Source organism: Paenibacillus sp. FSL R5-0527, assembly GCF_038008055.1.
Lineage (GTDB): Bacteria > Bacillota > Bacilli > Paenibacillales > Paenibacillaceae > Fontibacillus > Fontibacillus macerans.
The window spans coordinates 5,368,266-5,393,627 of the sequence record NZ_JBBOYI010000001.1 but is presented as its reverse complement, the minus strand read 5'-3'; the positions used below and the strand labels follow the sequence as shown (position 1 = coordinate 5,393,627).

Genomic DNA, 25,362 nt, shown 5'->3' with positions numbered 1-25,362 from the left:
ATAAAGTAGTATTTTGTCGTATCATAAATTTAATTGAACTCTGGAACTTTACCGGAAGAACGAGTGAAAATCTATGGCAATGGAGAGAAGATTGTGACGGTTACCATTTACGATGTGGCACGTGAAGCAGGCGTCTCGATGGCCACGGTTTCCCGGGTTGTCAACAACAACCCCAATGTGAAACCGCAGACCCGGAAAAAGGTATACGAAGCGATCGAACGGTTGGGCTACCGTCCAAACGCGGTCGCGCGGGGTCTCGCCAGCAAGAAGACCACCACGGTAGGCGTGGTGATCCCCGATATCTCGAATTCGATTTTTGCGGAAATCGCCCGGGGTATTGAAGATATTGCGAACATGTATCACTATAACATTATTTTATGTAACGCCGACAAGCGCAAGGAGAAGGAGATCCGCGTCATCAACACGCTGCTTGAGAAGCAAGTGGACGGGCTCCTGTTCATGGGCGGCACCGTGACGGACGAGCATATTCAGGCGTTTCAAACGTCGTCGGTTCCGATCGTGCTTTGCGCGACAAGCGATGAGAAAGGGCAATATCCTTCGGTGGATATCGACCATGAAGCGGCTGCGTTTGATGCGGTCAGCACGCTGATCCGCCATGGCCACCGGGATATCGCGATGATCAGCGGAACCCTGCAGGATCCGGCGAACGGTTATGCCCGCTTCCAGGGCTACAAGCGCGCGTTGGAAACGGCGGGAATTCAATACCAGGAAGACCTGGTGCGGATCGGCAACTACCGTTACGAATCCGGCGTGGAAGCGATGAAGTATTTCCTGGGGCTTAAGAAACGGCCTACGGCCATCTTTGCGGCAACGGACGAAATGGCTATCGGCGCGATTCACAGCATTCAGGATGAGGGGCTGAAGGTTCCCGACGATTTTTCGATCATCAGCGTCGACAACATTCGCATGGCTTCGATGGTGCGTCCGCAGCTCACAACCGTCGCCCAGCCAATGTATGATTTGGGTGCGGTGGCGATGCGTTTGCTGACCAAGCTGATGAAGAAAGAGAACGTGGAGAATCCTCGCGTGATTTTGCCGCATGAGACGATTTTGCGATTGTCGGTCAGCCACGTGTAATGTGTTTTCTTTGTAGAGAGAGATAAGACACAGAAAAAATATATATGAAAAAGGTTATACGACGGAAAAGCTCCTTTTTAGGAGCTTTTTTGAGTATTGGGGGATACTTGGTGTAAGGAGTGATAAGCATGGCTAAAACGATTGGTCTGATGGGCGCCATGGATGAAGAGATCGCCCTGCTGCTGGAGCGGGTCGAAAATCAGGAAACGGCCGTTATCGCGGGCATCCGCTTTGTGAAAGGAAGTCTGCACGGCAAGGACGTCGTCGTCTGCAAATCCGGGGTCGGGAAAGTCAATGCGGCGTTAGCGGCGCAATTGCTGATCGACCGCTTTGAGGCCGGCGCCATATGGTTTACGGGCGTGGCCGGAGCGGTTCACCCGGATCTGGACGTTGGCGACATCGTCATCTCATCTTCCTGCCAGCAGCATGATATGGACGCAAGTCCGCTCGGGTACCCGCGCGGAAGCGTGCCTTATCAGGAAGTATCCGACTTTCCCGCGGACCCGGCGTTTATCGCCTTGGCCGAAGAGGCCTGCGCCCGGCTGTGCCGGGACCATAAATACATCGTCGGCCGGGTGCTGTCCGGCGATCAATTTATCGCCGACCCCGGCTTCGTCAGCTCGGTGCTGTACGGGGAGATGGAAGGCGCCTGCGTGGAAATGGAAGGCGCCGCGCTTGCGCAAGTGTGCGGCATGAACCGGGTGCCGTTCGTCGTGCTGCGCTCCATCTCCGATAAAGCGGACGGTTCGGCGGACGTGAATTTCGCCGAGTTTACAAAGCTGGCCGCGCAGCGTTCGTTTGAAATCTTAAACGATATGGTGCAGCATCTATAAATAGTCCTGCAGGGCAACCGCGAGCGTCTCGCGGTTTTTGGCCGTGATTTCCGCCCGGCGGGGGATGCCGTCCCAATGCGACAGGTCGTCCAGCCAGGCGTCCGGGAGCGAAAAGGACGTTTGGCTTTGCCAACGCTTTATCCAGGCTTCCGGGAGTCTGGCGTCCGGCTGCCGCGTTAAGGTTTCCTTTAGCGGGTGGCCGCTCATCTCAAGCCAGAGCAGGCTCCAGGCGCGCGGAACGACCCGCCAGAAATCGTAGCCGCCTCCGCCGACCGCGACCCAGCGCCCTTCGCAGTACGTATGGGCCAGCTCGTGCAGGATTTCGGGCATGCGCCGGTAAATCGCCATGCTGCAGTGCATATGGGACAATGGGTCCAGCGCATGGGCGTCGCAGCCGTGCAGGCTGACGATCAGATCCGGGCGAAAATGACCGGCCAGGCGCCGAACGGACTGTTCAAAGCACTCCATCCACGAATCGTCTTCGGTATACGGCTGCAGGGGCAGGTTCATGCACGCGCCATAGCCCTGGTGCTCTCCGCGCTCCGGCAAAAATCCGGTCCCCGGAAACAGGTATTTGCCCGTTTCGTGGATCGAATACGTGCATACCTCCGGGTCCGAATAAAAGCTCCACTGCACCCCGTCCCCGTGGTGGACGTCCGTGTCCACGTAAAGCACGCGCGCGCCGTAACGGCGGCGGGCGTAGGAAATCGCCACGGCGGCGTCGTTGTAAACGCAGAAGCCCGCGGCTTTAGCCGAAAGGGCGTGATGCAGCCCGCCGCCCAAATGCAGGGCATGCGTGCTCGCCCCCGACAGCACCGCTTCAACCGCCGCTACGGTACCGCCTGCGATGCAGGCCGCCGCCTCGTGCATCCCGGCAAAGTACGGGGTGTCTTCATCCAGCAGGCCGTATTGCTCGGCGCGGCTGACCCAGGCCGGATCGGGCGGAGTCAGGCTTAAGTTTTTTACGGCTTCCACGTATGCGGGCTGATGAACCCACAGCAGTTCCTCCTCTGTTGCCGGACGCTGCCGAAGCAGATGATCCGGCTTCAAGGCGCCAACCTCTTTTAACAAATCCATGGTTATTTCCAAGCGGATCGGATGGAACGGGTGCCGGTCATGAAACCGGTATTTCCGCTCTTGCTCATGGTGAATAAATAAAGCGCTTCCAGGCATGGAATCACACGCCTTCCTTATTGATGCTTGCTAATACATGAAACGCTGCTGAAAACGGATGCGGTCGAACTGTTCCTCGGAGGATAAAGGGACCTCCTTGCCGATCCGGACCATCAGGCAATTGGCCGGATGGGAGCAAATTTCCGGATCATCGGTCGCGTACCAGACCATATCGACCGTCTTCATAAGCCGTTCCATCATTTTGCGGTAATCCCAAACGCTGAGGCCGCTGTTCTTTAAATCCCAATGCCAGTAATATTCGGTCGTAAACACGATATACCGCTCCATTTGCCCATCCTCGAAAGCGGTGCGGATCATTTTCGAACCGAGTCCCGCGCTGCGGTATTCATCGGCCACCTCGACGGCCCCCAGTTCGATCAGGTCGGGCATGCGCCCCTGGGACCAGCGCTCCAGCTCGTCGGGATAATGGAAAGTAACGTACCCGATAATCGTCGCTTCGCTCCGGGCCAAAATGATCCGGCCTTCCGGGAGTGAGGCGATTTCGACCAGAGCGGCGTGCTGATCCTCGGGCTTCCTAAAAGCGTCCAGATCCGGATGCATCCGCAGCGTTTGGAGATGGGACGGAGTAACGGGACCTTCCACGATCATTTCGCGTTCATGGTAGGGCAGGGTATGGCGGATATAGGTTTTGCGGTGTTCCATTTTGCCGCCTCCTTTGCTCGTTCACCTCACTTATAACAGAAAAATGAAAAAATGAAAAGTGTAGCCTGTGCCGAAAAACCTGTGATATAATGTTCTCCGACATAAAATTTTCACAATTCAAGGCTGTTAATATGGCGGTTGATCTTGACAAACGGTTCGGAAGTTTTATTCCCCGTTTCTTTCGATTAGAACGGATGCCTGCCCGTCAACAAAAGCTGAAGCAAAAGATTTACCTTACGCTCCTGTGTATCCGTTTTCATGAACTTTGATCTACTGTTTTCTTATTTACAAAGATTAAGGAGGATGAAACGATGAGTCAACTGCAAGGGGAAATCATTGCGGCGGGTGTACCGTCGTCCAACATGAACAGCTACGAAGAAGCCTGCGCCAATTTTAATTGGAACGATGTGGAAAAGCAGTTTTCCTGGCATGTTACAGGCCGGGTAAACTTGGCTTACGAGGCGATCGACCGCCATGTCGATGCCGGGAAGGGGGATAAGCCGGCGCTCTTGTTCAGCGATCCGGTCCGCGAAGAATCCTACACGTTTGAGCAGATGCGGGAGCAGACGAACCGCTGCGCCAATGTGCTGCGCAAATACGGGATCGCTAAGGGGGACCGGGTATTCGTGTTTATGCCGCGGTCGCCCGAGCTTTACATCAGCGTGCTTGGGATTATCAAGGTGGGAGCCGTGGTGGGTCCGCTTTTCGAAGCTTTTATGGAGACGGCGGTCAAAGACCGGCTGGAGGACAGCGGAGCGGTGGCGCTGGTTACGACGCCGGAGCTGCTGCCCCGCGTCAAACGGGAGGAGCTGCCGGCGCTGAAAACGATCTTCGTCGTCGGCGACAACGTAGCCGCGGAACCCGGAATCGTTGATTGGAAATCCGAGCTGGCGGCGGCTTCCCCCGAGGCCGAAATCGAATGGGTGAACCGCGAGGACGGCCTCATTTTACATTATACTTCCGGTTCTACCGGCAAGCCGAAAGGCGTTTACCATGTGCACAATGCGATGATTCAGCACTATCATACCGGCCATGTCGTACTCGATTTGAAAGAAGGGGATATCTATTGGTGCACGGCCGACCCCGGATGGGTGACCGGCACGTCCTACGGCATTTTCGCTCCTTGGCTGCACGGGGCGACCAATGTTGTCCGCGGCGGACGCTTCAGCCCGGCCGACTGGTATAGGACGATTCAGAAATATCAAGTGAGTGTCTGGTACAGCGCGCCGACCGCTTTTCGCATGCTGATGGGTGCCGGACAGGACATCATCACGCAATACGATCTGTCTTCGCTGCGCCACGTGTTGTCCGTCGGCGAGCCGCTCAACCCCGAGGTTGTCCGCTGGGGGATGAAGGTATACAACCGCCGGATTCACGATACGTGGTGGATGACCGAGACGGGCGGGCAACTGATCTGCAATTACCCGTCGATGCCAATCAAACCCGGTTCAATGGGAAAACCGGTTCCCGGCATCCATGCCGCGATCATTGACGATAACGGCAAGGAATTGCCGCCGTACCGGATGGGCAATTTGGCGATCCGCACGCCATGGCCGTCGATGATGCGGCTGATCTGGAACAACGCGCCGAAATACGAAGAGTACTTCCGGATTCCCGGGTGGTACATTTCCGGGGATACGGCGTATATGGACGAGGACGGGTATTTCTGGTTCCAGGGGCGGATTGACGACGTTATCAACTCCTCAGGGGAGCGCATTGGGCCGTTTGAGGTCGAGAGCAAACTGGTCGAGCATCCGGCCGTGGCCGAAGCCGGCGTGATCGGCAAGCCCGATCCCGTGCGCGGAGAGATCATCAAGGCGTTTATATCGTTGCGCGAAGGGTTCGCGCCTTCCGAGGAACTGAAGGCGGAAATCGCCAAATTCGTCAAAGAAGGGCTGTCCGCCCACGCCGCGCCGCGGGAAATCGAATTTAAAGACAAATTGCCCAAAACCCGCTCCGGCAAAATCATGCGCCGCGTGTTAAAAGCTTGGGAACTTAACCTCCCGGCCGGGGATTTATCGACGATTGAGGATTAAAGCGGGTTTTCCCGCTAGATGCAATAAGCCCCTCCGAAGAGCGCTCGGAGGGGCTTTCCCTTGCTTATCTGGTTTTGGCGCCAGAGCTTATTTACTGTACTGCACCGGAGACGATGCCGGGGATTCGCCCAGCACGTTCACCGCCGTAACCTTGACCCAGACGGTGCCGGAGTCGGTTTTGAAAGAATACTGCGTATCGGCGGTCGAGCCGGCTTTGGAATACGTGCCGTCCGCGGCATCGGACACGTACACGTTATAGCTGGTGACGAGGTCCAGAGCCGGGTTGGCTTCCCAGCTTGCCGTAAACCCTCTTTCGTCCTTCTTAATGCTCACCTGAGCGGGAGAAGCGGGGAGCGAACCGTCCGTGCCGTTCTCCCCGGCCGTTCCCCCATCTTCCGGCGTTTCGCCGCTGCTGTCCGGAGGCGTAACGCCGTCCGGGTTTATGCCTCCCAATAAACCGACAACCGCGCTAGGTTCCGACTCCTTGCCGGCTACGTCCACGGCTGTAACGTAATAAGAAGTGGCCGGGCCGGCGGCGTTGGCGTCGGTGATCGACAAATCGTCGCCGATGAGCGCCGCTTTGCCGGTATATTGGAACTTCACCCCGTCATCCGAGCGGTACAGTCGGTAGCCGACAACGTCTTTTTCGCTGTTCGCGCCAAACGTTACCGTAGCCGTGCTTCCGTTTATCTTGAGCGCGACGCCCCCCGGGGACGCCGGCGCATTACCGTCGTCGGTGCGCGGGTCAGGCTTATACGGCGCGTCCTCGCCGGCGTCCCTCGGCATGTAGTAACTCAGCGATCTGTGGCTGCCCTTCATGACGGAAAACGCGTTCTGCAGCTCTTTCACCAGCTCGGCGATCGGCTTCTCGCGGCGAACGACCACTTTTTCGCGCTGCATATCGGACGGCGTCGTTTCCAGGGGAACGTAGTTCACCCCATCGTAGGTGACATATTTCGCCCGTACCAGAACGTCCTCGGATTTGGTCGGGACGTATTTGGCGTTGAAGATATCCGTCACCAGCTTGCCGGCCTGCTGCGTCAATTGGGTCGGCAGTTTGCCGCTATAGCCGGAGACCGTTTTGGTGACGATTCCGTCCGGCTTTTTGAATTCCTTCGTGGCAAACAGGTCCGGTTCGTTTGCGGTGACCTCGTTCATGACGAGCGACCATATTTTCCGGGCCCGCGATTTACCGGCATCGGAGAGCGTGTTTACGGAATCGCGATAGCCGATCCATACGCCGAGCGTAACGTCCGGCGAGTAGCCCATAAACCAGACGTCCGCGTAATTTTGCGTGGTGCCGGTTTTGCCGACGACGGGAATTTTTCCGTAGTTTTTAAAGTCTCTTTTGATCGAACTGCCCGTCCCGTCCCGAATGACGGTGCGCAGCATATCGGTCATCAAATAGGCGGTTTGCTCGGAAAACACCTGCTTCGGTTCGTTCTTGTGCTTGTAGACGACCTTTCCTTTGGCATCGACGATTTTTTCGATCATGTAGGCGTCGACGAACTTTCCGCCGTTCGGGATCGCGCTGTAGGCGTTCGTCAGTTCCTCTACGGTAACGCCGTATTTCAGACCGCCGAGCACGCCGGTTTGCGCATTGTAATCCTCGTCTTCGAGGGTGGTGATCCCGAGTTTTTTCGCGAAATCCCAAGCTTTGTCGATCCCGACGATGTTGTTGAACACCTTGAGCGCCGGGATGTTGCGGGATTCGTTAAGCGCCGTTCTCGCCGTAACCAGGCCTTTGTAGCCGCCGCTGGAATTTACGGGGATGTGATACCCCTTTTGGTAATCCCGCAGGATGATCGGCGAATCGTCGATGATGCTGGCCGGCTGAACTAAGCCCGCATCAAGCGCCGGCAAATAAGCGGCGATCGGCTTCATCGTGGAGCCGGGCTGCCGTTTCATTTGCGTCGCATAGTTCATTTGCTCCGTATAGAAATCGCGTCCCTCGATCATGCCCAAAATCGCGCCGGTATCATTGTCGAGCATCATTGCCGCAACCTGCTCCAGCCCTTTCTTCTCACTGTATGGCGAAAAATTATCCGCATTTTCGGACACTTTGTGCATCGAGTTGTATACCTGCTTATCGATCGTGGTATACACTTTGTATCCCCCGGTCAACAGCTCCTGCCGGGCATCCTCGAGAATTTGCGGGCGGCTGGCCGCCTGTTCCTTGGTCAGCTCCGGATTGCGCAGCATCGCAAGCACGATAGCGCCTTGCCGTTCCGTCTCCAGCATCAGATAAGGGTAAGTGTCGTAAGCTTTTTTGGTTTGCTGCGCCAGCGAACCTTTCAGATCAAAAGCCAGCGCCTCCTGATACTGGGCCTGGGTAATTTTGTTCTCTTCCAGCATGCGCTGCAGTACGAGCTGCTGGCGCTTCATCGCTCTTCCGAAGGCTTCCTCGTTAAATTCCCCTTTGCCGTTAAAGGCCGAATAGGAGGAAGGAAGCTGCGGAAGTCCGGCCAAATAAGCGGTCTGCGCGATGTTCAGGTCCTCCAGATTGGAGATGTTGAAGATTCCTTTGGCCGCCGCCTTGATCCCGTAGACCTGGTATCCGTTCGATCCGTTGCCGAAAGGAACTTTGTTCAAATAAGCCGTAATGATTTCTTCCTTGGATAAAAAACGTTCCAGCCGGAGCGCCAGCAGTATTTCCTTGACCTTCCGGTCTTCCGTGCGTTCCAAATTCAGAAAGACGCGCCGCGCGAGCTGCTGGGTCAGCGTACTCCCGCCGGTCTGTACGCTCTCATGGAGCAGCCTCTGCTTTACGGCCCGGAGCGTTCCTTTAAAGTCGACCCCGATATGCTCGTTAAAATGATTGTCCTCAATCGCGATCACCGCATCGATGACCGATTGGGGGATTTGCTGGTAAGTGACCGGACGCCGGTCTTCCTCCGAGCGAAGCTGGCCGATCGCCTGCCCGTCGCGGAAATACGCGAACCCCGTCATCTCGTTATAATTGATTTTTGCTTCAATGTCGGCCCGCGACCGCACGGGATCGTCCTTGACGATCGAGGAGACGTAACCGAACACGGCGCCCCCCGCAAACAGAACTCCCGCAAATCCAAGGAGAACGAGCCAGCCTAGCGTCGCCCAGATCCAGCGGCCTTTCCTGCGCCGCCGAACCGGTTTGTCGCTCTTTGACCTGCGCTTTTTTTGCTGGCCGGAGTTGTTTTCGTTATCATGAACCATCAATGATCCTCCTTTATAAACAGCAACATTATAGCATAAAAATGGTCTATTGGTTGTTTTTTCATCCTATTTGGCTGAGGTTTGACTTCGTAAACGGGATTATGTTATAAAATAATTTAAATGCATATCGTCAAAGGCGTGGAAAGACTTAGTAGAAAGCGGAATCCCGCCGCTCAGAGAATCGGTGGCCGCTGCGAACCGAATGGGCGGATCCCTTTTGAATTACCGTCTGGAGCCGTCCGGGGGAACGCGGCCCTAAGCCGCAAGTAGTCCGGTTCCGGGATGACCGTTATAGGAATGAAGTGAAAACCGTTTCGTTTGCTTGCTGCGGCCTGCGGCGGGTTAACGCGGTTTTAATTAGGGTGGTAACGCGAGCGCTCCTTCTCGTCCCTTGGGACGGAAGGAGCTTTTTTTGCGTTTTACGGGTTTGACGGTTGTTCCAATTTTGAAGCTGGAGGAGTGTTTGTTATGAAATGGGAAGAGTTGACGCCTGAGCAGCAGGCAGAGGTGGAGCGCCAGTTGAAAGTAATTTCCCGGGGGGTCGTCGAGATTGTCCCCGAGGATGAACTGAGGCAAAAGGTGATGAAATCGGTCGTCGCCGGAACGCCGCTTAAGGTCAAGCTGGGGCTTGATCCGTCGGCCCCCGATATTCACGTCGGGCACACGGTTGTAATGCAGAAGCTGCGCCAATTTCAGGAGCTTGGCCATCAGGTCCACCTCATCATCGGGGATTTTACGGGGCGGATCGGCGACCCGACCGGCAAATCGGAAACCCGCAAGCAGTTGACCGAGGAAGATGTGCTGCGGAATGCGGAAACGTACCGGCAGCAGATTTTTAAAATTTTGGATCCGGAAAAAACGCAGGTTCATTTCAACTCCGAATGGCTGGCTCCGATGACGTTTGCCGACGTCGTCAAGCTGGCGGCCAAAGTGACGGTAGCCCGGATGCTGGAGCGGGACGACTTCACCAAACGCTACCAAAGCGGCCAACCGATCAGCATTCACGAATTTTTCTACCCGCTGATGCAGGGGATGGACTCCGTGGCGCTGGAGAGCGACATCGAGCTTGGCGGAACCGACCAGAAGTTCAACCTGCTGATGGGCCGGACGCTGCAGAAGGAATACGGCAAAGATACCCAGATCGCGATTATGACGCCGATTATCGAAGGTCTCGACGGCGTGCAGAAGATGAGCAAAAGCCTTGGCAACTACATCGGCATCGACGAGGAGCCGAACGAAATCTACGGCAAAGCGATGTCAGTGCCGGACGAGCTGATGCTGAAATATTACGAGCTGGTGACGGATTTGCCTGGAGAAGAGCTGGAGACTCTTGCGGAAGGCCTTAAAACGGGCAGCGTCCACCCGCGCGACGCGAAGATGAAGCTAGCGTTCACGCTGGTCCGGATGTATCATGGCGCAGATGCGGCGAATGCCGCGCAGGAGCATTTCGTAACGGTGTTCCAGCAGCGGGCTTTGCCGGAGGATATCGAAGAGAAGGAGATCCCCGCAGGAGAGCTGGAGGACGGGAAAATCCGCCTGATCAAGCTGCTGACGCTGATCGGTTTCGCCGCCTCAAACGGGGAAGCGAGACGCAGCATCCAGCAGGGGGCGGTTAAACTTAACGAAGAGAAGCTGACCGACCCGAACGCGGAGGTCGCTTTGTCCGGCGGGGAAGTCATTCAGGTGGGAAAGCGGAAATTCGCCAAGCTGACGGTGAAGTAAAGAGAATTCAACTCATTCGTTTGGAAGATATACACATTATAGAAACGCCGGAGCGAATTGCTCCGGCTTTTTTTTCTATGACCTAAGAGGGCGGCGATATTTAAAATCATGAGCCGAATTTCCTGAGTTTTAATGCTTACTTAATGAGAATTTCGGCTTTCACGGAAACCTGCCTTCCTTTAAAATCGCCTATTTTTATGGTTTGCCTGCAGGAATTAGGTTCTTTTAACAGTATGGGCGAGTTTCGTTCCTTTAGTATTGAACCTTAATCCGTGGAGTTTATATATTCTGGCGTGATGTCTTAAGAACGGCCACGATTACTTTTTTGGAAAAAAATTTGGGTTTTTAAAACTTTTTCGCAGGCCCATCCGTTTACGCCATGTGTCGACCGATCGGAATATAAGACACTAAAAAATAGGCGGAAGGATGGAAAGATAAAATGAAACACAATTTTTACAAGGTTTTGAGTACGGCCGCACTGGCCGCAATCATTGCCGGCGCGGGGACGGTTGGTGTTGTGCGGGCTGTTCAGGCTGCTCCGGCAGCGAAGTCCGCTGTGCCGCAAGAGGCCGCACAAGCCGCACAAGCCGCAAAGGCCGCACAAACTTCACAAATTTCACAAGCCGAAAAGACCGAACATGCCGGGCAAACGGCCGGTCTGAACAACGTGGATCAAAAGCTGATCGACGCCGCGCAAGCGAAGCTCAAAGAGTTTGTTAAGGAACCGGTTGCTTTCCTCAAGGCGGAAACCGCAAAGCTTGGCGATGAGGAGGCCGTTTGTTTCGTTATCAGCGAGACAAAGATGGGCTCGGAGACTTCCCCTAACGAAAACGTAACGGTAAAACGCGACGGTACGGTGGTAAATCTTTATCTTAGCACCTCGTACAAAGAACTTAACGATAACGTCAAGGCAAAGCTGGACCTCGCCTGGAAGCAGGCCTACAACAAAGATTCAAGCGGCATTGAGCGGGTGTTCGTTCATTATACAAATTCCGATTTCTATTACACGGGGCTGGATTATACCAACATAACAGCCGCCAACGGTAAAAAAGAATCCGTAGATCTGATAAACGGAAAACTGGATTATAGCGGCGGAAAACTGAAGGAGCAAGAAGTGCCGGCCGCAATCAATAAGGCGGCGGCCGAGGCCCTTTCCCGCGCCGGAGCGACCTCGAAGGGAAGCCCTGACGTAACCTTCGGCAACAAACCGAACGGAAAGAAAGTGTACTATTTTACGTACGGAGAGACGAATAAGGGGGAAGTGAAAGTTAACGTTGAAGAAACGACCAACCGGCTGCTCGGCCTGAGCTTGGAGGACTCGTCCCTGCTCAAGGACCTCTCCCAAGTAAGCAAGGAAAACGCGGAGGAGGAAACGAACGCCATCCGTGAAAAAGTAAACGGATACGGGTTGGACGAATTAAAGAACGCGGCTGTAGAGCAGGCTAAAGCGATGCTGAATCTGGATTTGTCGGACTACACCCCGAAGCGGGATGAAACATCCAAGTCTTCTTACCATAATTCGGTAATCTTTACCAAAGAAGGCGCTCCCGGCGTAACGGGTTACTTTAACGCCAAAGGGTTCTTCCACGGCTTTAGTATTGAGCAGTAAACGGAGTTTACTTGACCGCGAATAGGCTGAGTTTTTATGCGCAATCCGGCTCGAGCCGATTTTTGACTTGGGCCGGCTTAACCTAGAAATGGTACTTGACAACCGGCTACTTGAACGAGTACCCGCCAGCTTTGAGAATAGCGGCACTTTATGTCCTTATTATCCGGAGCCTGGCAGGTTCATCTCCATTAGCGGCATTTTATGTACTTATTTTCCTATGAACAGTCTGGTATGGGGGATTTTCCTTGCGACAGGGGAAAATAGGGACATAAATCGCCGGAATAACGCGCGTTTTTGTCCTTATGTTTTTCGTCTCAGTCCAAGTGCCAGCGTGTCGGAAGGCTGAACGTACAGGACGAAGCTGTTCCGGATATCCGTTTACGCAATGTGCCGTTCAAATCGGGAACGGACGCTAAAAAAGTTAAGAGAAAGGGAAGATAAAATGAAATCCAGTTTTTACAAGGTTGTAAGCACGGCCGCCCTGGCGGCGATCATTGCCGGCACGGGAGCCATCGGCGCGACCGGGACGGTACAGGCGGCATCGGCGGCGGAAGCCGGACAAACGGAGCAAACGGTCAATATAAAAAATGTGGACAAGAAGCTGGTCGACGCCGCGCTGGCCAAGCTCAAAGAGTATGCCAAGGGGTCGGTTTCCTTCAGCAAGGCGGAGACGACCGAATATAACGGCGAGGCGGTCAGTCTTTCCTGGCAAAAAAACGGCAAATTGGCCGGTTCGGTGTATGTGAAGCCTGACGGTAAAGTGGTTAGAGTCTATCTTGATCTAAAATACGCACAACTTAACGATACGCTGAAATCTAAGCTGAGCAGCGCCTGGAAGCAGTTATACCAAAAAACGCCCTCCGGATTTACGAGTGTGGACGTTAATTATTTGGAAGACGGTTCTACCGATATCATGGCTTTTTGCAATAATGAGCGGATTACCCTTGTGGACGGAAAAGTGGAAAGCGGCGGCGGATCATTGAAATCGATGCCGGCGGCAATCCAAAAAGCGGCGGCCCAGGCGCTTTCCCGCGTCGGAGCGAAGGCAAAGGGCAGTCCGAGAATATACTACAGTCTCAAGCCGAACAAGAAGAAGGTGTATGAATTAGAGTACTCCACCAATAAAGGCAATATTGAGCTGGAGATTGAAGAGACGACCAACCGGCTGCTCGGCATCGACCTGGGATATTTGTCCTTGATTAAGGAGCTTGGCAATGTAAGCAAAGAAAACCCAGGCGAAGAAACAAAGGCTATCCAAGATAAAGTGAAATCTTACACTCTGGACGATTTAAAGAAGTCGGCCGTAAAGCAAGCCAAGGAAATCATGAACTTGGATTTGGCGGGGTATGGTGCGGAGTTAAAGGATGTCAACACGTATCCGTATGTCGTCTTTAGCAAAAAGGGTTCGCCCGCGGTAAAAGGGTATTTTAACAGCAAAGGCGAGTTCCATTCTTTTGTCATAGAACATTAATAGAAACGGAGTATGGGGATTCTGCCCGCGTTAGCCCGCAAGCAGGCCGTCCTTACATACGGCCAAAGGGCCCGAGTCGACATCGACTTGGGCCCTTTGCGTGTAAGCAAAATCTTAACGGTTGTAGAACTCGACGATTTGCTTCTCGTCGATGTCTTGCGACAGCTCCGAACGTTCAGGCAAACGGATCAGTTTGCCTTCCATGGCGGTGTCGTTGTACTCCAGGTAAGCCGGAAGATGCGTGCGGTTTTCCAAAGCTTCCTTGATGGAAGAAAGGCCGCGGCTTCTTTCACGCAGGCTGATGACGTCGCCAACGCTTACGCGGAAAGACGCGATGTCCACTTTCTTGCCGTTGACGGTTACGTGGCCGTGGGATACCAACTGGCGCGCTCCCGCGCGGGAGTTGGCGAAGCCCAGACGGTAAACGAGGTTGTCCAAACGGCTTTCAAGCAGGAACATGAAGTTTTCGCCGGCGATACCAGGAAGTTTCTGCGCTTTCTCGAACAGGGTGCGGAATTGCTTCTCGCCCAAACCGTACATATGGCGCAATTTTTGTTTCTCGAGCAGCTGTGCGCCGTAGTTGCTTACTTTTCTGCGTTGGTTGGGACCATGTTGTCCCGGAGGGAATGGGCGTTTCAAATCTTTGCCTGTACCGCTCAAGGAAATGCCCAGGCGGCGGCTGAGTTTAAATTTAGGACCAGTGTAACGTGCCATTGTATAGGTAGACTCCTTTGTGTTTGAAATTTCGCGTAGGGTTCTACTTATGCGGGTTTTGTTTGTTGAGCGTAGGATAGATGATAATTACGCTCACTGACAAGAAAGTTCAGCCGCTGTCCTGTCAGCAACAAAAACCGAGAGGGTGCTCGCATGCGTTACGCCCTAATCAAGACTCTATCCAGTCTTTATCAACAATATATATTATATGAAACGGATGCCTAAAGTCAAGATGGGGAAATTGTTTTAAAAGGAGTTTTTTTGTCGATAGGGCTTTTGTCCTAAAAATTTGATGCAAAACGATGGGGAAGATAGTAAAATACAGGTAGCTGTCAGTATAACTGCAACAAGGCGTTGGCCATGCGGTATAAATGAGAGTTCGAAAAGCCAGGATTTGAACGGCTTTTTGAACAACCTCTATAAAGGAGTTTTCCTATGGCAGACCAATCCCGAGGACATCCTACGTTGAACATGAACATTTCTTCAATGCTGCCGCGCCCGGAACAGGAAGAAGGCTGTGCAGATTGGCTGCAGCAGCTGGATATTACCTCCTACGATTACCCCTATATTGAACCGGTTATTTTACAAGCTTACAAGGACTTATGCCAAAATGCTACCGAGATCGCCGAACTGGGCGGAGCTCGCTTTTTTGTCGCGCGCCACGACGGAGGCCTGGTGATCTCAGGGACGGGGGAGGACGAGCCTGGCGAGGAAGGGATGGATGCCTCTTATATTGCCGGGACCGTATCCCGCAGCATTGAGCTTGCCGGTCCAACGGTCCTTCCGCACGGGAAATTCGTTTATGCGGCCGCCCCTGTCTTTACGCGGAAGGAAGGGGGGATGTTCGCCGTGTTCGGCTGCCGGCTGCCGAATGCCCCCGAATATGCGGGAGCGGCGGCCATGCTGTTTATCCGTGCGGTTGCCCAGCATTTCCGGACATGTTTTTACAAAGCTTTTGAAGCTTTGTTCATCGCGGACATGCTGCTCGTTCAGCAGAGGGCCAAACGCGAGGAGCACCGCCGGTCGAAGCTGTTTCAGGCCGTGCAGAAGCTTTACGACAAAATCGATGTCGATTCCGTCCTGTCGGAAGTGTTTGAACGAGTTTCCGGCATGTATCCGGAGGCCAGGCTTGAACTTTTGATGTCCCAGGACGATTTAAGCCGCGATCCGCGGGTAAAGCTGCTGCAGCTGCAGGGACCCGGGGAGCGGTTTTGCGTCAAGGCGTTTATGGAAGGCCGGATGCTCACCCGGGAACTGCATGGCCCCGCGGGAGAACCGCTGCTTGAAATCGCCGCCCCGCTCGGCGGAAAGCAGGGGATCTACGGCGTGTTTCGCCTCTTGATTCGGCGCGGTTTAGTCGATGAGTTCGATCTGCAGCTCATCGGCATGCTGGCGGATACGGCAGGGGTCGCCTTTGAAAATGCCAAGCTGTACCAGCAGTCCAATTTGCTGATCAACGAGCTGCGGCTGATCAATGAGCTCACCAAACGGCTGAATCAAAGCTTGCGGCTGAAAGAGGTTTTTCAATTTGCCGGCGATGAGCTGCTCTCCATTTTCCAGGCGGAGTATTGCTGTATTTCCCAGCTTCATAAAGAAACCGGGACATTTGAAGTGATGTCCACGAATGTGCCCGGCCTTTCGAAACAGACGTTTCCGGATACTTACGGTTTTTGCGGTTTGGTGTGCTCCACGCAGGAACCGATCATTTTGTCGGATTATCAAGCGTACGGCAAAGTATCCTCCCGCATGATGGAAGAGACGAAGGCGTGCTCGCTGATTGCCGCTCCTCTGATCGTCCGGGGGGAAGTAAACGGGGCGATTATGCTGGCTCACCGGGAAGAGCGGTATTTTTCCTACGACAATTACAAACTGCTGCAGGTTCTTTCCTCGCATATCGGTTTGGCCATCGCCAACGCCCTGCTGCATGCCGAGGTGCGGAGAATGGCCAACAGGGACATGCTGACCGGACTTTACGCGCGCCACTATGTGGATGAAGCCATCCAGCAATTTCAGAAAAAAGACAGCAACGGTTCGTTGATCATCGTCGACATCGATCAGTTTAAACAGGTCAACGACACCTACGGGCATCAGACCGGGGATAAAATCCTTCAGCAGGTATGCACGATTGTCAAAAGCTCGATCCGCAAAACGGATATCGCCGCCCGTTGGGGAGGCGAGGAACTGGCCATATATCTGCCGGGGGCCGACGCCGAAAATGCCTATCGGATCGCGGAGACGATTCGCCTCCGCGCCGCAATGGATACCGATCCCGCCGTAACGGTGTCGTGCGGCATTGCCGAATGGACGAAGGGAGACGGTAAGGTCAGCGTAGAGTCGCTTTTTTATGAGGCGGACATGGCGCTCTACAAAGCCAAAAACAACGGGAGAAACCAGACGCAAATCGGGTAAGGAAGCTATATAAGGTGAACTAACGAAAGTACGGATTAGGGCGGCCGTGTGAAATATACCAGATGAAGAGGTGTTCCGGGAAAGGCGGCAAGTCCGCAAACGGAACACCTTTTTCCTTTGCGCATAGATTTCCCGCGCCGGAGGCAGGATATTGCTGAATGCAAATTTTGAATCCGCCGTTAGGCAGCGGCGAATTTCAAAAATGAGAGGCGCGGGAAGCATATGCTGAAAATAGTTACCGGTTATCGGAAACTGATTTGGATATTTTTGCTTGCAGCCGTTTTGCCCGCTTGCGGCGAGCCGAAAACCGGCGACCAATGGTTTGGCTTTACCTGGTCGGGGCTGGCGGGCTGCGACGCCCTGACCTTTCGCGGGCTTGCTTCGCTGCAGCGGGGAGAACACAGCACGCCGGAAGAGAGCATCAGCTATACGGGGCGGCTTAACAACCATCGCGAACTGAGCATGAGCGCGGATTCATTGGCCCGGAGCGGCAAGGATCGCTTTCGCGCGGCCGGATTGACCGCCGCCTCAGGGTACGAAGCGAAGCTCCGCCTGGAAAACGGCACCTGGCTGCTGCAGGCGAACGAAAGCAGCGCTCTCCTGCATGGAATGAGCCGCTTGAACCCGCTCGATCAACTGGAGGACATCCACCATGCCGTCAAGAAAAAAATTACGCTGGAAAGCGGAGCGGCGCGCGGGACCAAGGTGCTGAGGATCGAAATGGACCCCGGTGAAGCCGGAATCCGGTTAAAAGATGAGCTATTGGCGGAGATGAGCCTGCTTGGGGCGGATCTGGACAGCAAGCTTGCGGCCGTTTCCCCGAGCCGGAGAAGTCATGTACGGGCCCGGCTTACGTCAATCTTGTCGGCGGGGCGCGAGCAATTGCTCGGGATGCTTGAGGATATGGAGGCGAACGTGGTTTACCATCTGACGATCAACCGCAAAACCGGGCTGCCATCCCGTTTGACCTCGGAGACCAAGCTGAAATATTTGACGCCGCAGGGACTGCCCCAGCAGGAAGTGCTGCGCACGGACAACAGGTTTGATAATTATAAGTAGACTTAGAGGCGGGCTGACTTCCTGTGACGGCCGTGCTACAATAGTAGAAGAATTAACCATTGGTTAACACGCGGGTTCCTTGAGCATGCGTTCTTGGCGAAGGGAAGTCCCGCTCCATTTTTGAGGAGGGAAAGCCATATGCGAGATCCTAGAATACAAAAACTGGCGGAAAACCTGGTTGGTTACTCCGTAGATGTCCAGCCCGGAGAAAATGTGCTGGTTGAAATGATCGGCGAAGAGCGCGATTTGTTAAAAGCGGTTATTGAGGAAGTGGGAAAAAGGGGCGGAAACGCGTTCGTGGAAATAACCGACCGCACCGTTCAGCGGACGCAGTTGAAATACGCCACCGCGGAAAGCATGAAGACGTGGGCGGAATACGACTTGAAGCGGATGGAAATGATGGACTGTTATATCGGAATTCGGGCGGGCTCCAACGTCAACGATTTGTCCGACGTGCCTGAAGACAAAATGAAGCTGTACAATTCGCTGTATTCCCATCCCGTACATAGCGAACAGCGGGTCAAGAAGACGAAGTGGGTCGTGCTCCGCTATCCGAACGCCAGCATGGCTCAACTGGCCAACACGAGCACAGAGGCGTTTGAAGATTTTTATTTCAACGTCTGCAATCTCGATTACGCCAAGATGGACCGGGCTCAGGACGCGCTGGCCGATCTGATGAAGCGCACGGATAAGGTGCGCATTGCCGGCCCGGGAACGGACCTGACCTTTTCGATCAAAAACATCGGCGCCGAGAAATGCTCCGGCCAGAAAAACATTCCGGACGGCGAAGTATACACCGCCCCTGTGCGCGATTCCGTGAACGGAACGATCAGCTACAACGCGGCGACGCTGTACAACGGCGTTACGTTCGAAAACATCAAGTTCCGTTTTGAAAACGGCAAAATCGTCGAAGCGACCGGCAACGATACGAAACGCTTAAACGAAATTCTCGATTCCGACGAAGGGGCAAGATACATCGGGGAATTTGCGATCGGCTTCAATCCGTACATCCTGCATCCGATGAAGGATATATTGTTTGACGAGAAAATCGCCGGCAGCCTGCACTTTACGCCGGGCCAGGCTTACGATGAAACGGATAACGGCAACCGCTCCTCGATCCATTGGGATCTGGTGCTGATTCAGCGTCCGGACTACGGCGGCGGGGAAATTTACTTCGATGACGTGCTGATCCGCAAAGACGGTATTTTCGTGCTTCCGGAGCTTGCGGCGTTAAATCCGGAAAACTTGAAATAACGAGGAAAATCCTTGCTTGGAAAGCGGATTCAATGTATGATTGAAGTATGTTATTTTCAATGTTAATCACGGAGGGATCCCTATGGCCACGAACAATGAAGCGGTAGTTGAAATTGCCCAAGCGGCGGGCAAGTTTACTTCTTCCATCGTGCTCCAAGCTGACAACAAGTACATCGACGTAAAAAGTATCCTCGGCCTTTTCACTACACTGGTGAATACAATGAGCTATGAGCTCCACGTTCACGGACCGGACGCCGATGAAGCGAAAAAAGCGATGAGCGAAGTTTTCGCCAAGCACGGCTTGAATGTAAAATTGGTAGAAGATTAATCGAAATGGGAAAGACACTCCTGCCGTTTGGCGGGGGTGTCTTTTTACAATGATAGAGTTTGTTTCCCGCAGGTTCTTGTATTGGCCCTCGATTTCGTCTAATATTAGGAATAGAGTAGCTGTGAAAGGAACATTGGACATAGGGGGGAAGAAGCATGACTTCATCTGAGTTACAGGAGCAACTGAACCTGAAAGCACTTAATCTTCTGCAGGAAGATGCAGATAAAATAGAGAAGCTGATTGAAGTACAGATGGAGAACTTGGCCACACGTTACTGCCCTCTCTATGAGGAAGTGCTGGACACCCAGATGTATGGATTCTCAAGGCAGGTGGATTACGCGATTCGCGTTGGACTGATTGAGGAAATGGTCGGCAAGCAAATTATAAGCAGATTGGAACGGAATCTTGCCTCGCTTTATGAAGCCATGAACAAGAAAAAGTGACCTGCAGGCCAGGCATGCATATAGCTCATCAGACAAAATACAAGCGTATGATCCGGAAATTTTCGGCCATACGCTTGTTTTTTCTGCGGCAAATAAGTTATGCAGGGGGCCAAGTGTTCTACACGAGGTAAAAGGAAACGCCGAGAATCGCGTATACGGCGAGCAGGAGCAAGCCTTCATACCAGTTGGTTTGACCGTCCTGCGTAATCGATTTGGCGATAAATACGGATACGCCGATCGCCGCCAGTTCAATGACCGTAAACACGATATCCATGGGCCGGCCGAACAGATGGCTGACGAAGACCAGCACCGGCGCGACGAACAGGGCAATCTGCAAGCTGCTGCCGACGGCAATCTCCACGGCCGCTCCGATTTTGTTTTTCAAAGCGAGCATGATGGCGGCGCTGTGTTCGGCGGCATTGCCCACGATCGCCACCACGAAGGCCCCGACGAAAAGTTCGCTCAGCCCGAACTTGGCCGAGAAGGTATCCAGCGTGTGCACCAGCCATTCGCTGACGAAAGCGACCATAACGGTGGCTAGAATCAAATACAGGATGGATCTTCCCCTCGACCAGGCCGGATCATGCTCGTGCTCGCCCGGCAGCTCATCGCCATCTTCGGTAATATCCGCCAAATAGCTTTTGTGAGTGATCATGGAGAAAACAAGCCAAAGCAAGTAGGCGGCGATGAGGATGCCGGCGACGACCAGGCTTAACGTGGTACGGTCCTCCTCATGCAGTACATGGGTTTGCAGAAATACCGCCGGAACGAACAGCGCGATGATCGCCACGATCATTAGTGAACCGCTCATATTGGCCAAGGCCAGATTGTATTTTTGCACCTTATGCTTCAGACCGCCCGCAAGCAGGCTCGCCCCCAACACGAGCAGCAGGTTGCCGATGATCGAGCCGGTAATGCTGGCCTTCACCATATCGAACAAGCCTTCTTTGACGAGCAAAATAGCGATAATGAGTTCGGCCGCGTTGCCGAAGGTGGCGTTTAGAAAACCGCCGAGGCGCTGTCCGGCGTAATGGGCCACGCTTTCCGTCGCTTTTCCCAGGAAGCCGGCCACGAAAATAACGGCGATCGCGGAAATGATGAACTCCAGCGTCGCCGGCCAATGCGCAAAATGCCCGATGGCGCTTAGTACAAAGAAAAGGATGAGCAAAAATGGGGTCGCAAACTTTCTCATAATCCACCTCAATTTGTAATAAATTGTCGGGTTCCGAATTAACAATTCTAACTAAATATAACCAATAACGCGAAAATTATAAATCAAAAATAATTAGCGAGTCTACATTTGCTTTAAAGCGACTTACCATTTACAATGAAATTAATGAGGTTGAAGGAGGTATGACCATGACCGAACAACTGCAGTTGGAAAATGGGCTGATTCGGATTGCGGATGACGTCGTTGCGAAAATTGCCGGAATGGCGGCCCTGGAGACACCGGGAATTGCAGCGATGTCCGGCGGGCTGTCTGAAGGCTGGGCGAAACGGTTAAGCGGCAAAAATGTGCAAAAAGGCGTCACGGTGGAAGTCGGTCAATTGGAGGCGGCGATTGACCTAAGGATTATCGTCCTGTACGAGACGCCGATTCACGAGGTATGCCGGATGCTTCAGCAAAATGTTCGTGAAGCGGTAGAGAGTATGACGGGGCTTAAAATTGTGGAAGTCAATGTGAAAGTCGAAGGCGTAGCGTTTAAAGATGACGAGATGTAATCGATTTTTTCGACCTTCTGCAGTAATATAAGGGTTCGGACTTGGGTCTCGAATTAACCGCAACATAAGCTGGCATAGAAAAAGGGGTTGCCCCAAAGCAGTTTCGCTGCTTGGGCAACCCCTTTTTGATGCGAGAAATTCGCTATTTAAATTTGCCGCCGGCTCCGAAAGTCGTATACGGCCGATTCCCTGACGACAACCGATTTGGTCCGCTCCTGTTTTGCCGGCAGCGTCGATTCGCGCGAGATGCTCAGCAAGATGCCCATGGACATCATCATGGCCAGCAGGGAAGAGCCCCCGTAGCTGATGAACGGCAGCGTTACCCCGGTCATGGGGATGGTGTTCGTAACCCCGCCGATATTGATGAAAGCCTGAATGGCGATAAGCCCCATGATGCCGACGCCGGTCAACGTACCGAACGTACTTTGGCAGCGCAGCGAAATAAGCAGGCCTCGCCAGATGAAATAAACGTAAAACAGCAGGAAAAGCAGCGTGCCGATAAAACCGAACTCTTCGCCAATCACGGAAAAAATAAAATCGTTGTACGCGTTGGGCAAATAGTGCAGCTTTTGAATGCCTTGTCCGAAGCCGGTTCCCGTAGGTCCCCCGTGCCCGATGGCCGTAAGCGATTGGAGCAGATTATAGCCGTTTCCCAGGGGGTCCTTCATCGGATCCAGATAGGCCTGAATCCGGCCCACCTTGTAGTTAACTTGATCTGTCGCGGATTCGCTGGGGTGAATTTTGTCCCACAGCGCTCCGGCGGCCAGCACGATGCTGGCTCCAAGCACGAGTAGTCCGATCGAACCGAGGATGTGCTTCAGGTTTGCGCCCCCGGCGAAAATAATCAGCCCGGCGGTGGCGACGAGGATCATGCAGGAGCCGAAGTCGGGCTGCAGCATGATCAGACCGGCGACAAAGCCAACGATGACCATAACCGGGATGTACCCGGTCCTTAGATCCCGGAAGCGTTCGCCTTTTTTCGAGATCAAGGCGGCCAAGTATAAAATCGTCGTGATTTTGGCCAGCTCCGTCGGTTGAATCCCCAGCGTGCCGATGGCGAACCAACTCGTCGCACCGTTTCTTTTGTCGCCGATTATGGGAACGAGCACAAGCATCATAATAGCCAAAATAAACACGGGCACGAACAGTTTTTTGTATTTGTCATAACGGATGTTCATCGTAACGAACATGAAAACCAGGCCGAGACAGGCAAAAATGATCTGCCGTTTCGTAAAATACATAGGATCGTTTCCGAATTTTGCGTCGATCAGCGTAATGCTGGAGCTGGAGCTGAACACCATGACGATCCCGAACCCCACCAGCAGCAGGGTGAGGATGAGCAATTGGAAATCCGGGGCCCCGCGTCTGGGTTTATCCGTTTCGCCTCTCATAGGCTTGCCGCCTTAAGCCCCAAGAAGTTCCTTCAATTCGGTCAATTTATGGGTTGCGGTTTTCATCACCGTCGCGGGAATTTCCGATTCGTATTCCAGCCCGTGCGGGAAAGTGGCCCGCCCCATGTAGACCGCTTCAATAGCCAGGACCGTGTCCGGACGCTCCAATTTGCCCTCTACCGCGCGCGTGTTGATGCGCAGGTAATATTCGTCGTTGTTGTGTTCGATTTTATAGTCGTATGTAGCCCGGTAATATTCCCATTGCCAGCGCACAAATCCGACCTTTTCAGCGGATTCGTCTAAATAAGCCAAATCGCTTTTTAATCCGTTCAAACCGCTATTTTCCACGATCATGCAAGAAATGCCCCCTTAATTATGACTTTTCAACAAATTCGATTGATTCTCTACCCCATGATATTATGTTTCCACCGCTTGTGCAAGCGCGGGAAAACGCTGCCTTAAGGACGGTTTCGTTATCCTGGAGTGATTCCGCTTTCCTTTTTCTGCTACAATAGAGCTAGATTCCATTCGGGCCGGCTTTGCAGGCTAAAGAAACGGTACCTGGGTGAAGAGGAGTGAAAGACCATGGAAGAGGACGTTGTACGCGCGTTGTTTCCGGCCATGGTGGAACGGCGCAGGCATTTGCACCGTCATCCCGAGCTGTCTTATCAGGAGAAGGAGACCTCGGGATTCGCTGCGGAGAAGCTGAGGGAGCTTGGGGTCGAAACCATCGTGAACGTGGGCGGTTTTGGCGTGGTCGGCAAAATCCGCGGCGGGCTGCCGGGCAAGACCGTTGCCCTGCGGGCCGATATGGACGCCCTGCCGATTCAGGACGAAAAAAGCTGCGAATACGCCTCCGAGGTGCCCGGCGTCATGCACGCCTGCGGCCACGACGGGCATACGGCGGCGCTGCTTGCGGTCGCGGAATATTTCAGCCGGATTCGCCCGCAGCTGCGCGGGGAAATCCGCCTGCTGTTCCAGCCGGCGGAGGAGACCTGCCCCGGCGGAGCGAAGGCGATGATCGAGGCCGGGTCGCTGGACGGCGTGGACGTCATTTACGGCGTGCACCTGTGGACGCCGATTCCTGTGGGAACGGCGGCAAGCGCTGCGGGGCCGCTGATGGCTTCGACCGATGAGTTTTTCATCGAGATGCAGGGGCTAGGCGGACATGGCGGAATGCCGCATAAAACGGTCGACAGCGTCGTTGCGGCCTCGGCGCTGGTGCTGCAGCTGCAAAGCGTCGTCAGCCGCTCCGTGAACCCGCTCGACCCGGCCGTCGTGACGATCGGATCGATCCAGGGCGGGACGGCGCAAAACGTTATTGCCGACCGCTGCAAACTGGCGGGAACGGTCCGCTGCTTCAGCGAGGAGTCGCGGGAACTGATCCGCGAGCGGATCCACGCTCTTGCCGAGGGGACGGCCAAAGCCTATGGGGCGAAAGCCAACATCACCTATATGATGGGTTATCCCAGCCTCGTTAACGATGAGAAGGAAACAAGGCGTTTTTTTGCCGAGGCTCCGGGGGTGTTTGGACTTCGCGCGGAGAAGTCGCCCCCCATTATGCCCGCCGAGGATTTTGCCTATTACCTGCAGAAGGTTCCGGGCTGTTTTATGTTCGTCGGTGCGGGGAACCCTGAGAAGGAGGCCGTTTACCCGCATCATCATCCGAAGTTCGATATTGACGAAGACGCCATGCTCCATGCGGCCGGTCTGCTGATCGCGATGGCGGAATCGTATCAGCAGGAGCATGCATAATTGTTTTCCCGCTTTGGAATTCTATATCCGAAGGAGGGATTTTATAGTGAGAAAAGTAGCCGATATCATGACGGACGAAGTCGTTACCGTAACCGTCCGGGATAACATCTATGAGGTTGCCGTTAAAATGAAAGAGAACGATACCGGTTTTATTCCCGTCGTCGAAGGCGACAAGCTGCTCGGCGTCATCACCGACCGCGATTTGGTCATTCGCTGCATGGCGGAGAAACGCCCGAATTCCACGGCCGTCGATGAGATCATGACCCGCGGGATCAAAACGGCATCGCGCGAAATGTCCGTGGACGAAGCCGCGGAGCTCATGGCCGAACAGCAGATCCGGCGCCTGCCGGTCACCGAGGGCGACCGGCTCATCGGCATCGTATCGATCGGCGATTTGGCCGTGCACAATATTTTTGCGGACAATGCCGGAGAAGCGCTGTCGGAAATATCGGAGCGGGTGCATTAATCGGCCGGACCCTAAGCGGCGGCC

21 protein-coding genes and 1 other annotated feature are annotated in these 25,362 nt (G+C 53.9%); of the genes, 14 read left to right on the top strand and 7 right to left on the bottom strand.

What is annotated here, in order from left to right; translation table 11 throughout:
• Positions 1-93 precede the first annotated feature (93 nt).
• The gene (gene ccpA / locus NYE69_RS23890; RefSeq protein WP_036621529.1) at positions 94-1,098 is read left to right on the top strand and encodes a catabolite control protein A; all 1,005 of its coding nucleotides are present in this window, start codon (positions 94-96) and stop codon (positions 1,096-1,098) included.
• A 128-nt stretch (positions 1,099-1,226) separates the two neighbouring features.
• On the top strand, positions 1,227-1,931 hold the full coding sequence (locus tag NYE69_RS23885; protein ID WP_340928172.1) for a 5'-methylthioadenosine/adenosylhomocysteine nucleosidase: 705 nt from the start codon (positions 1,227-1,229) through the stop codon (positions 1,929-1,931).
• Here NYE69_RS23885 and NYE69_RS23880 read toward each other — a convergent pair.
• Together NYE69_RS23880 and NYE69_RS23875 are read right to left on the bottom strand one after the other, a co-directional pair.
• Entirely contained in the window at positions 1,926-3,104 is a 1,179-nt protein-coding gene (locus NYE69_RS23880) for an acetoin utilization protein AcuC (protein ID WP_340928171.1), read from the bottom strand. The two genes, NYE69_RS23885 and NYE69_RS23880, sit on opposite strands and share 6 nt — an antisense overlap.
• 30 nt (positions 3,105-3,134) lie before the next feature.
• Positions 3,135-3,767, bottom strand: coding sequence for a GNAT family N-acetyltransferase (locus NYE69_RS23875; RefSeq protein ID WP_340928170.1), 633 nt, complete (start codon positions 3,765-3,767; stop codon positions 3,135-3,137).
• 311 nt (positions 3,768-4,078) lie between these two features.
• Here NYE69_RS23875 and acsA point away from each other — a divergent pair, with 311 nt between their 5' ends.
• Complete coding sequence (gene acsA / locus NYE69_RS23870) at positions 4,079-5,803, top strand: acetate--CoA ligase (protein WP_340928169.1); 1,725 nt, start codon at positions 4,079-4,081, stop codon at positions 5,801-5,803.
• Between the two features lie 87 nt (positions 5,804-5,890).
• Here acsA and NYE69_RS23865 read toward each other — a convergent pair whose 3' ends face one another.
• On the bottom strand, positions 5,891-8,995 hold the full coding sequence (locus NYE69_RS23865; protein ID WP_340928168.1) for a penicillin-binding protein 1A: 3,105 nt from the start codon (positions 8,993-8,995) through the stop codon (positions 5,891-5,893).
• A 130-nt stretch (positions 8,996-9,125) separates the two neighbouring features.
• Positions 9,126-9,390 (top strand) — a binding site (T-box leader).
• 73 nt (positions 9,391-9,463) lie between these two features.
• Here NYE69_RS23865 and tyrS point away from each other — a divergent pair.
• The 3 genes from tyrS to NYE69_RS23850 all read left to right on the top strand — a co-directional run bounded on the left by tyrS (position 9,464) and on the right by NYE69_RS23850 (position 13,797).
• Positions 9,464-10,717 carry a tyrosine--tRNA ligase gene (gene tyrS / locus NYE69_RS23860; protein WP_340928167.1) on the top strand — a complete coding sequence of 418 codons (1,254 nt, stop codon included), beginning with the start codon at positions 9,464-9,466 and terminating at the stop codon, positions 10,715-10,717.
• A gap of 439 nt (positions 10,718-11,156) precedes the next feature.
• Complete coding sequence (locus NYE69_RS23855) at positions 11,157-12,326, top strand: hypothetical protein (RefSeq protein ID WP_340928166.1); 1,170 nt, start codon at positions 11,157-11,159, stop codon at positions 12,324-12,326.
• Positions 12,327-12,768: 442 nt separating this feature from the next.
• A complete protein-coding gene (locus NYE69_RS23850) occupies positions 12,769-13,797 on the top strand; it encodes a hypothetical protein (RefSeq protein ID WP_340928165.1) in 1,029 nt (342 codons plus the stop codon).
• 114 nt (positions 13,798-13,911) lie between these two features.
• On the opposite strand, the gene rpsD is transcribed toward NYE69_RS23850, so the two are convergent.
• Positions 13,912-14,511: a 30S ribosomal protein S4 gene (gene rpsD, locus NYE69_RS23845; protein ID WP_036621550.1), complete on the bottom strand. Its 600-nt coding sequence runs from the start codon at positions 14,509-14,511 to the stop codon at positions 13,912-13,914.
• Between the two features lie 435 nt (positions 14,512-14,946).
• On the opposite strand from rpsD, the gene NYE69_RS23840 reads away from it, so the two are divergent.
• The 5 genes from NYE69_RS23840 to NYE69_RS23820 all read left to right on the top strand — a co-directional run bounded on the left by NYE69_RS23840 (position 14,947) and on the right by NYE69_RS23820 (position 20,004).
• On the top strand, positions 14,947-16,920 hold the full coding sequence (locus tag NYE69_RS23840; protein ID WP_340928163.1) for a sensor domain-containing diguanylate cyclase: 1,974 nt from the start codon (positions 14,947-14,949) through the stop codon (positions 16,918-16,920).
• A 222-nt stretch (positions 16,921-17,142) separates the two neighbouring features.
• Positions 17,143-17,979, top strand: a complete 837-nt coding sequence (locus NYE69_RS23835; RefSeq protein WP_340928162.1) for a hypothetical protein — start codon at positions 17,143-17,145, stop codon at positions 17,977-17,979.
• A gap of 138 nt (positions 17,980-18,117) precedes the next feature.
• Positions 18,118-19,233, top strand: coding sequence for an aminopeptidase (locus tag NYE69_RS23830; RefSeq protein WP_036621556.1), 1,116 nt, complete (start codon positions 18,118-18,120; stop codon positions 19,231-19,233).
• 82 nt (positions 19,234-19,315) lie between these two features.
• Entirely contained in the window at positions 19,316-19,561 is a 246-nt protein-coding gene (locus NYE69_RS23825) for an HPr family phosphocarrier protein (RefSeq protein ID WP_036621558.1), read from the top strand.
• A gap of 155 nt (positions 19,562-19,716) precedes the next feature.
• Positions 19,717-20,004 (top strand): YlaN family protein, encoded by a 288-nt coding sequence (locus NYE69_RS23820; RefSeq protein WP_036621560.1) that lies wholly within the window; start codon positions 19,717-19,719, stop codon positions 20,002-20,004.
• Positions 20,005-20,122: 118 nt separating this feature from the next.
• Here NYE69_RS23820 and cax read toward each other — a convergent pair whose 3' ends face one another.
• A complete protein-coding gene (gene cax / locus NYE69_RS23815; protein WP_340928161.1) occupies positions 20,123-21,196 on the bottom strand; it encodes a calcium/proton exchanger in 1,074 nt (357 codons plus the stop codon).
• Between the two features lie 167 nt (positions 21,197-21,363).
• Between cax and NYE69_RS23810 the strand changes: the two genes are divergently transcribed.
• A complete protein-coding gene (locus NYE69_RS23810; RefSeq protein WP_036621562.1) occupies positions 21,364-21,726 on the top strand; it encodes an Asp23/Gls24 family envelope stress response protein in 363 nt (120 codons plus the stop codon).
• Between the two features lie 146 nt (positions 21,727-21,872).
• On the opposite strand, the gene ftsW is transcribed toward NYE69_RS23810, so the two are convergent.
• Positions 21,873-23,117, bottom strand: coding sequence for a putative lipid II flippase FtsW (ftsW, locus tag NYE69_RS23805; RefSeq protein WP_340928159.1), 1,245 nt, complete (start codon positions 23,115-23,117; stop codon positions 21,873-21,875).
• A 12-nt stretch (positions 23,118-23,129) separates the two neighbouring features.
• The gene (locus NYE69_RS23800) at positions 23,130-23,471 is read right to left on the bottom strand and encodes a YugN family protein (RefSeq protein WP_328270910.1); all 342 of its coding nucleotides are present in this window, start codon (positions 23,469-23,471) and stop codon (positions 23,130-23,132) included.
• Between the two features lie 231 nt (positions 23,472-23,702).
• Between NYE69_RS23800 and NYE69_RS23795 the strand changes: the two genes are divergently transcribed.
• A complete protein-coding gene (locus NYE69_RS23795; protein WP_340928158.1) occupies positions 23,703-24,872 on the top strand; it encodes an amidohydrolase in 1,170 nt (389 codons plus the stop codon).
• Between the two features lie 46 nt (positions 24,873-24,918).
• A complete protein-coding gene (locus NYE69_RS23790; RefSeq protein ID WP_340928157.1) occupies positions 24,919-25,338 on the top strand; it encodes a CBS domain-containing protein in 420 nt (139 codons plus the stop codon).
• The last annotated feature ends 24 nt before the right edge of the window (positions 25,339-25,362 follow it).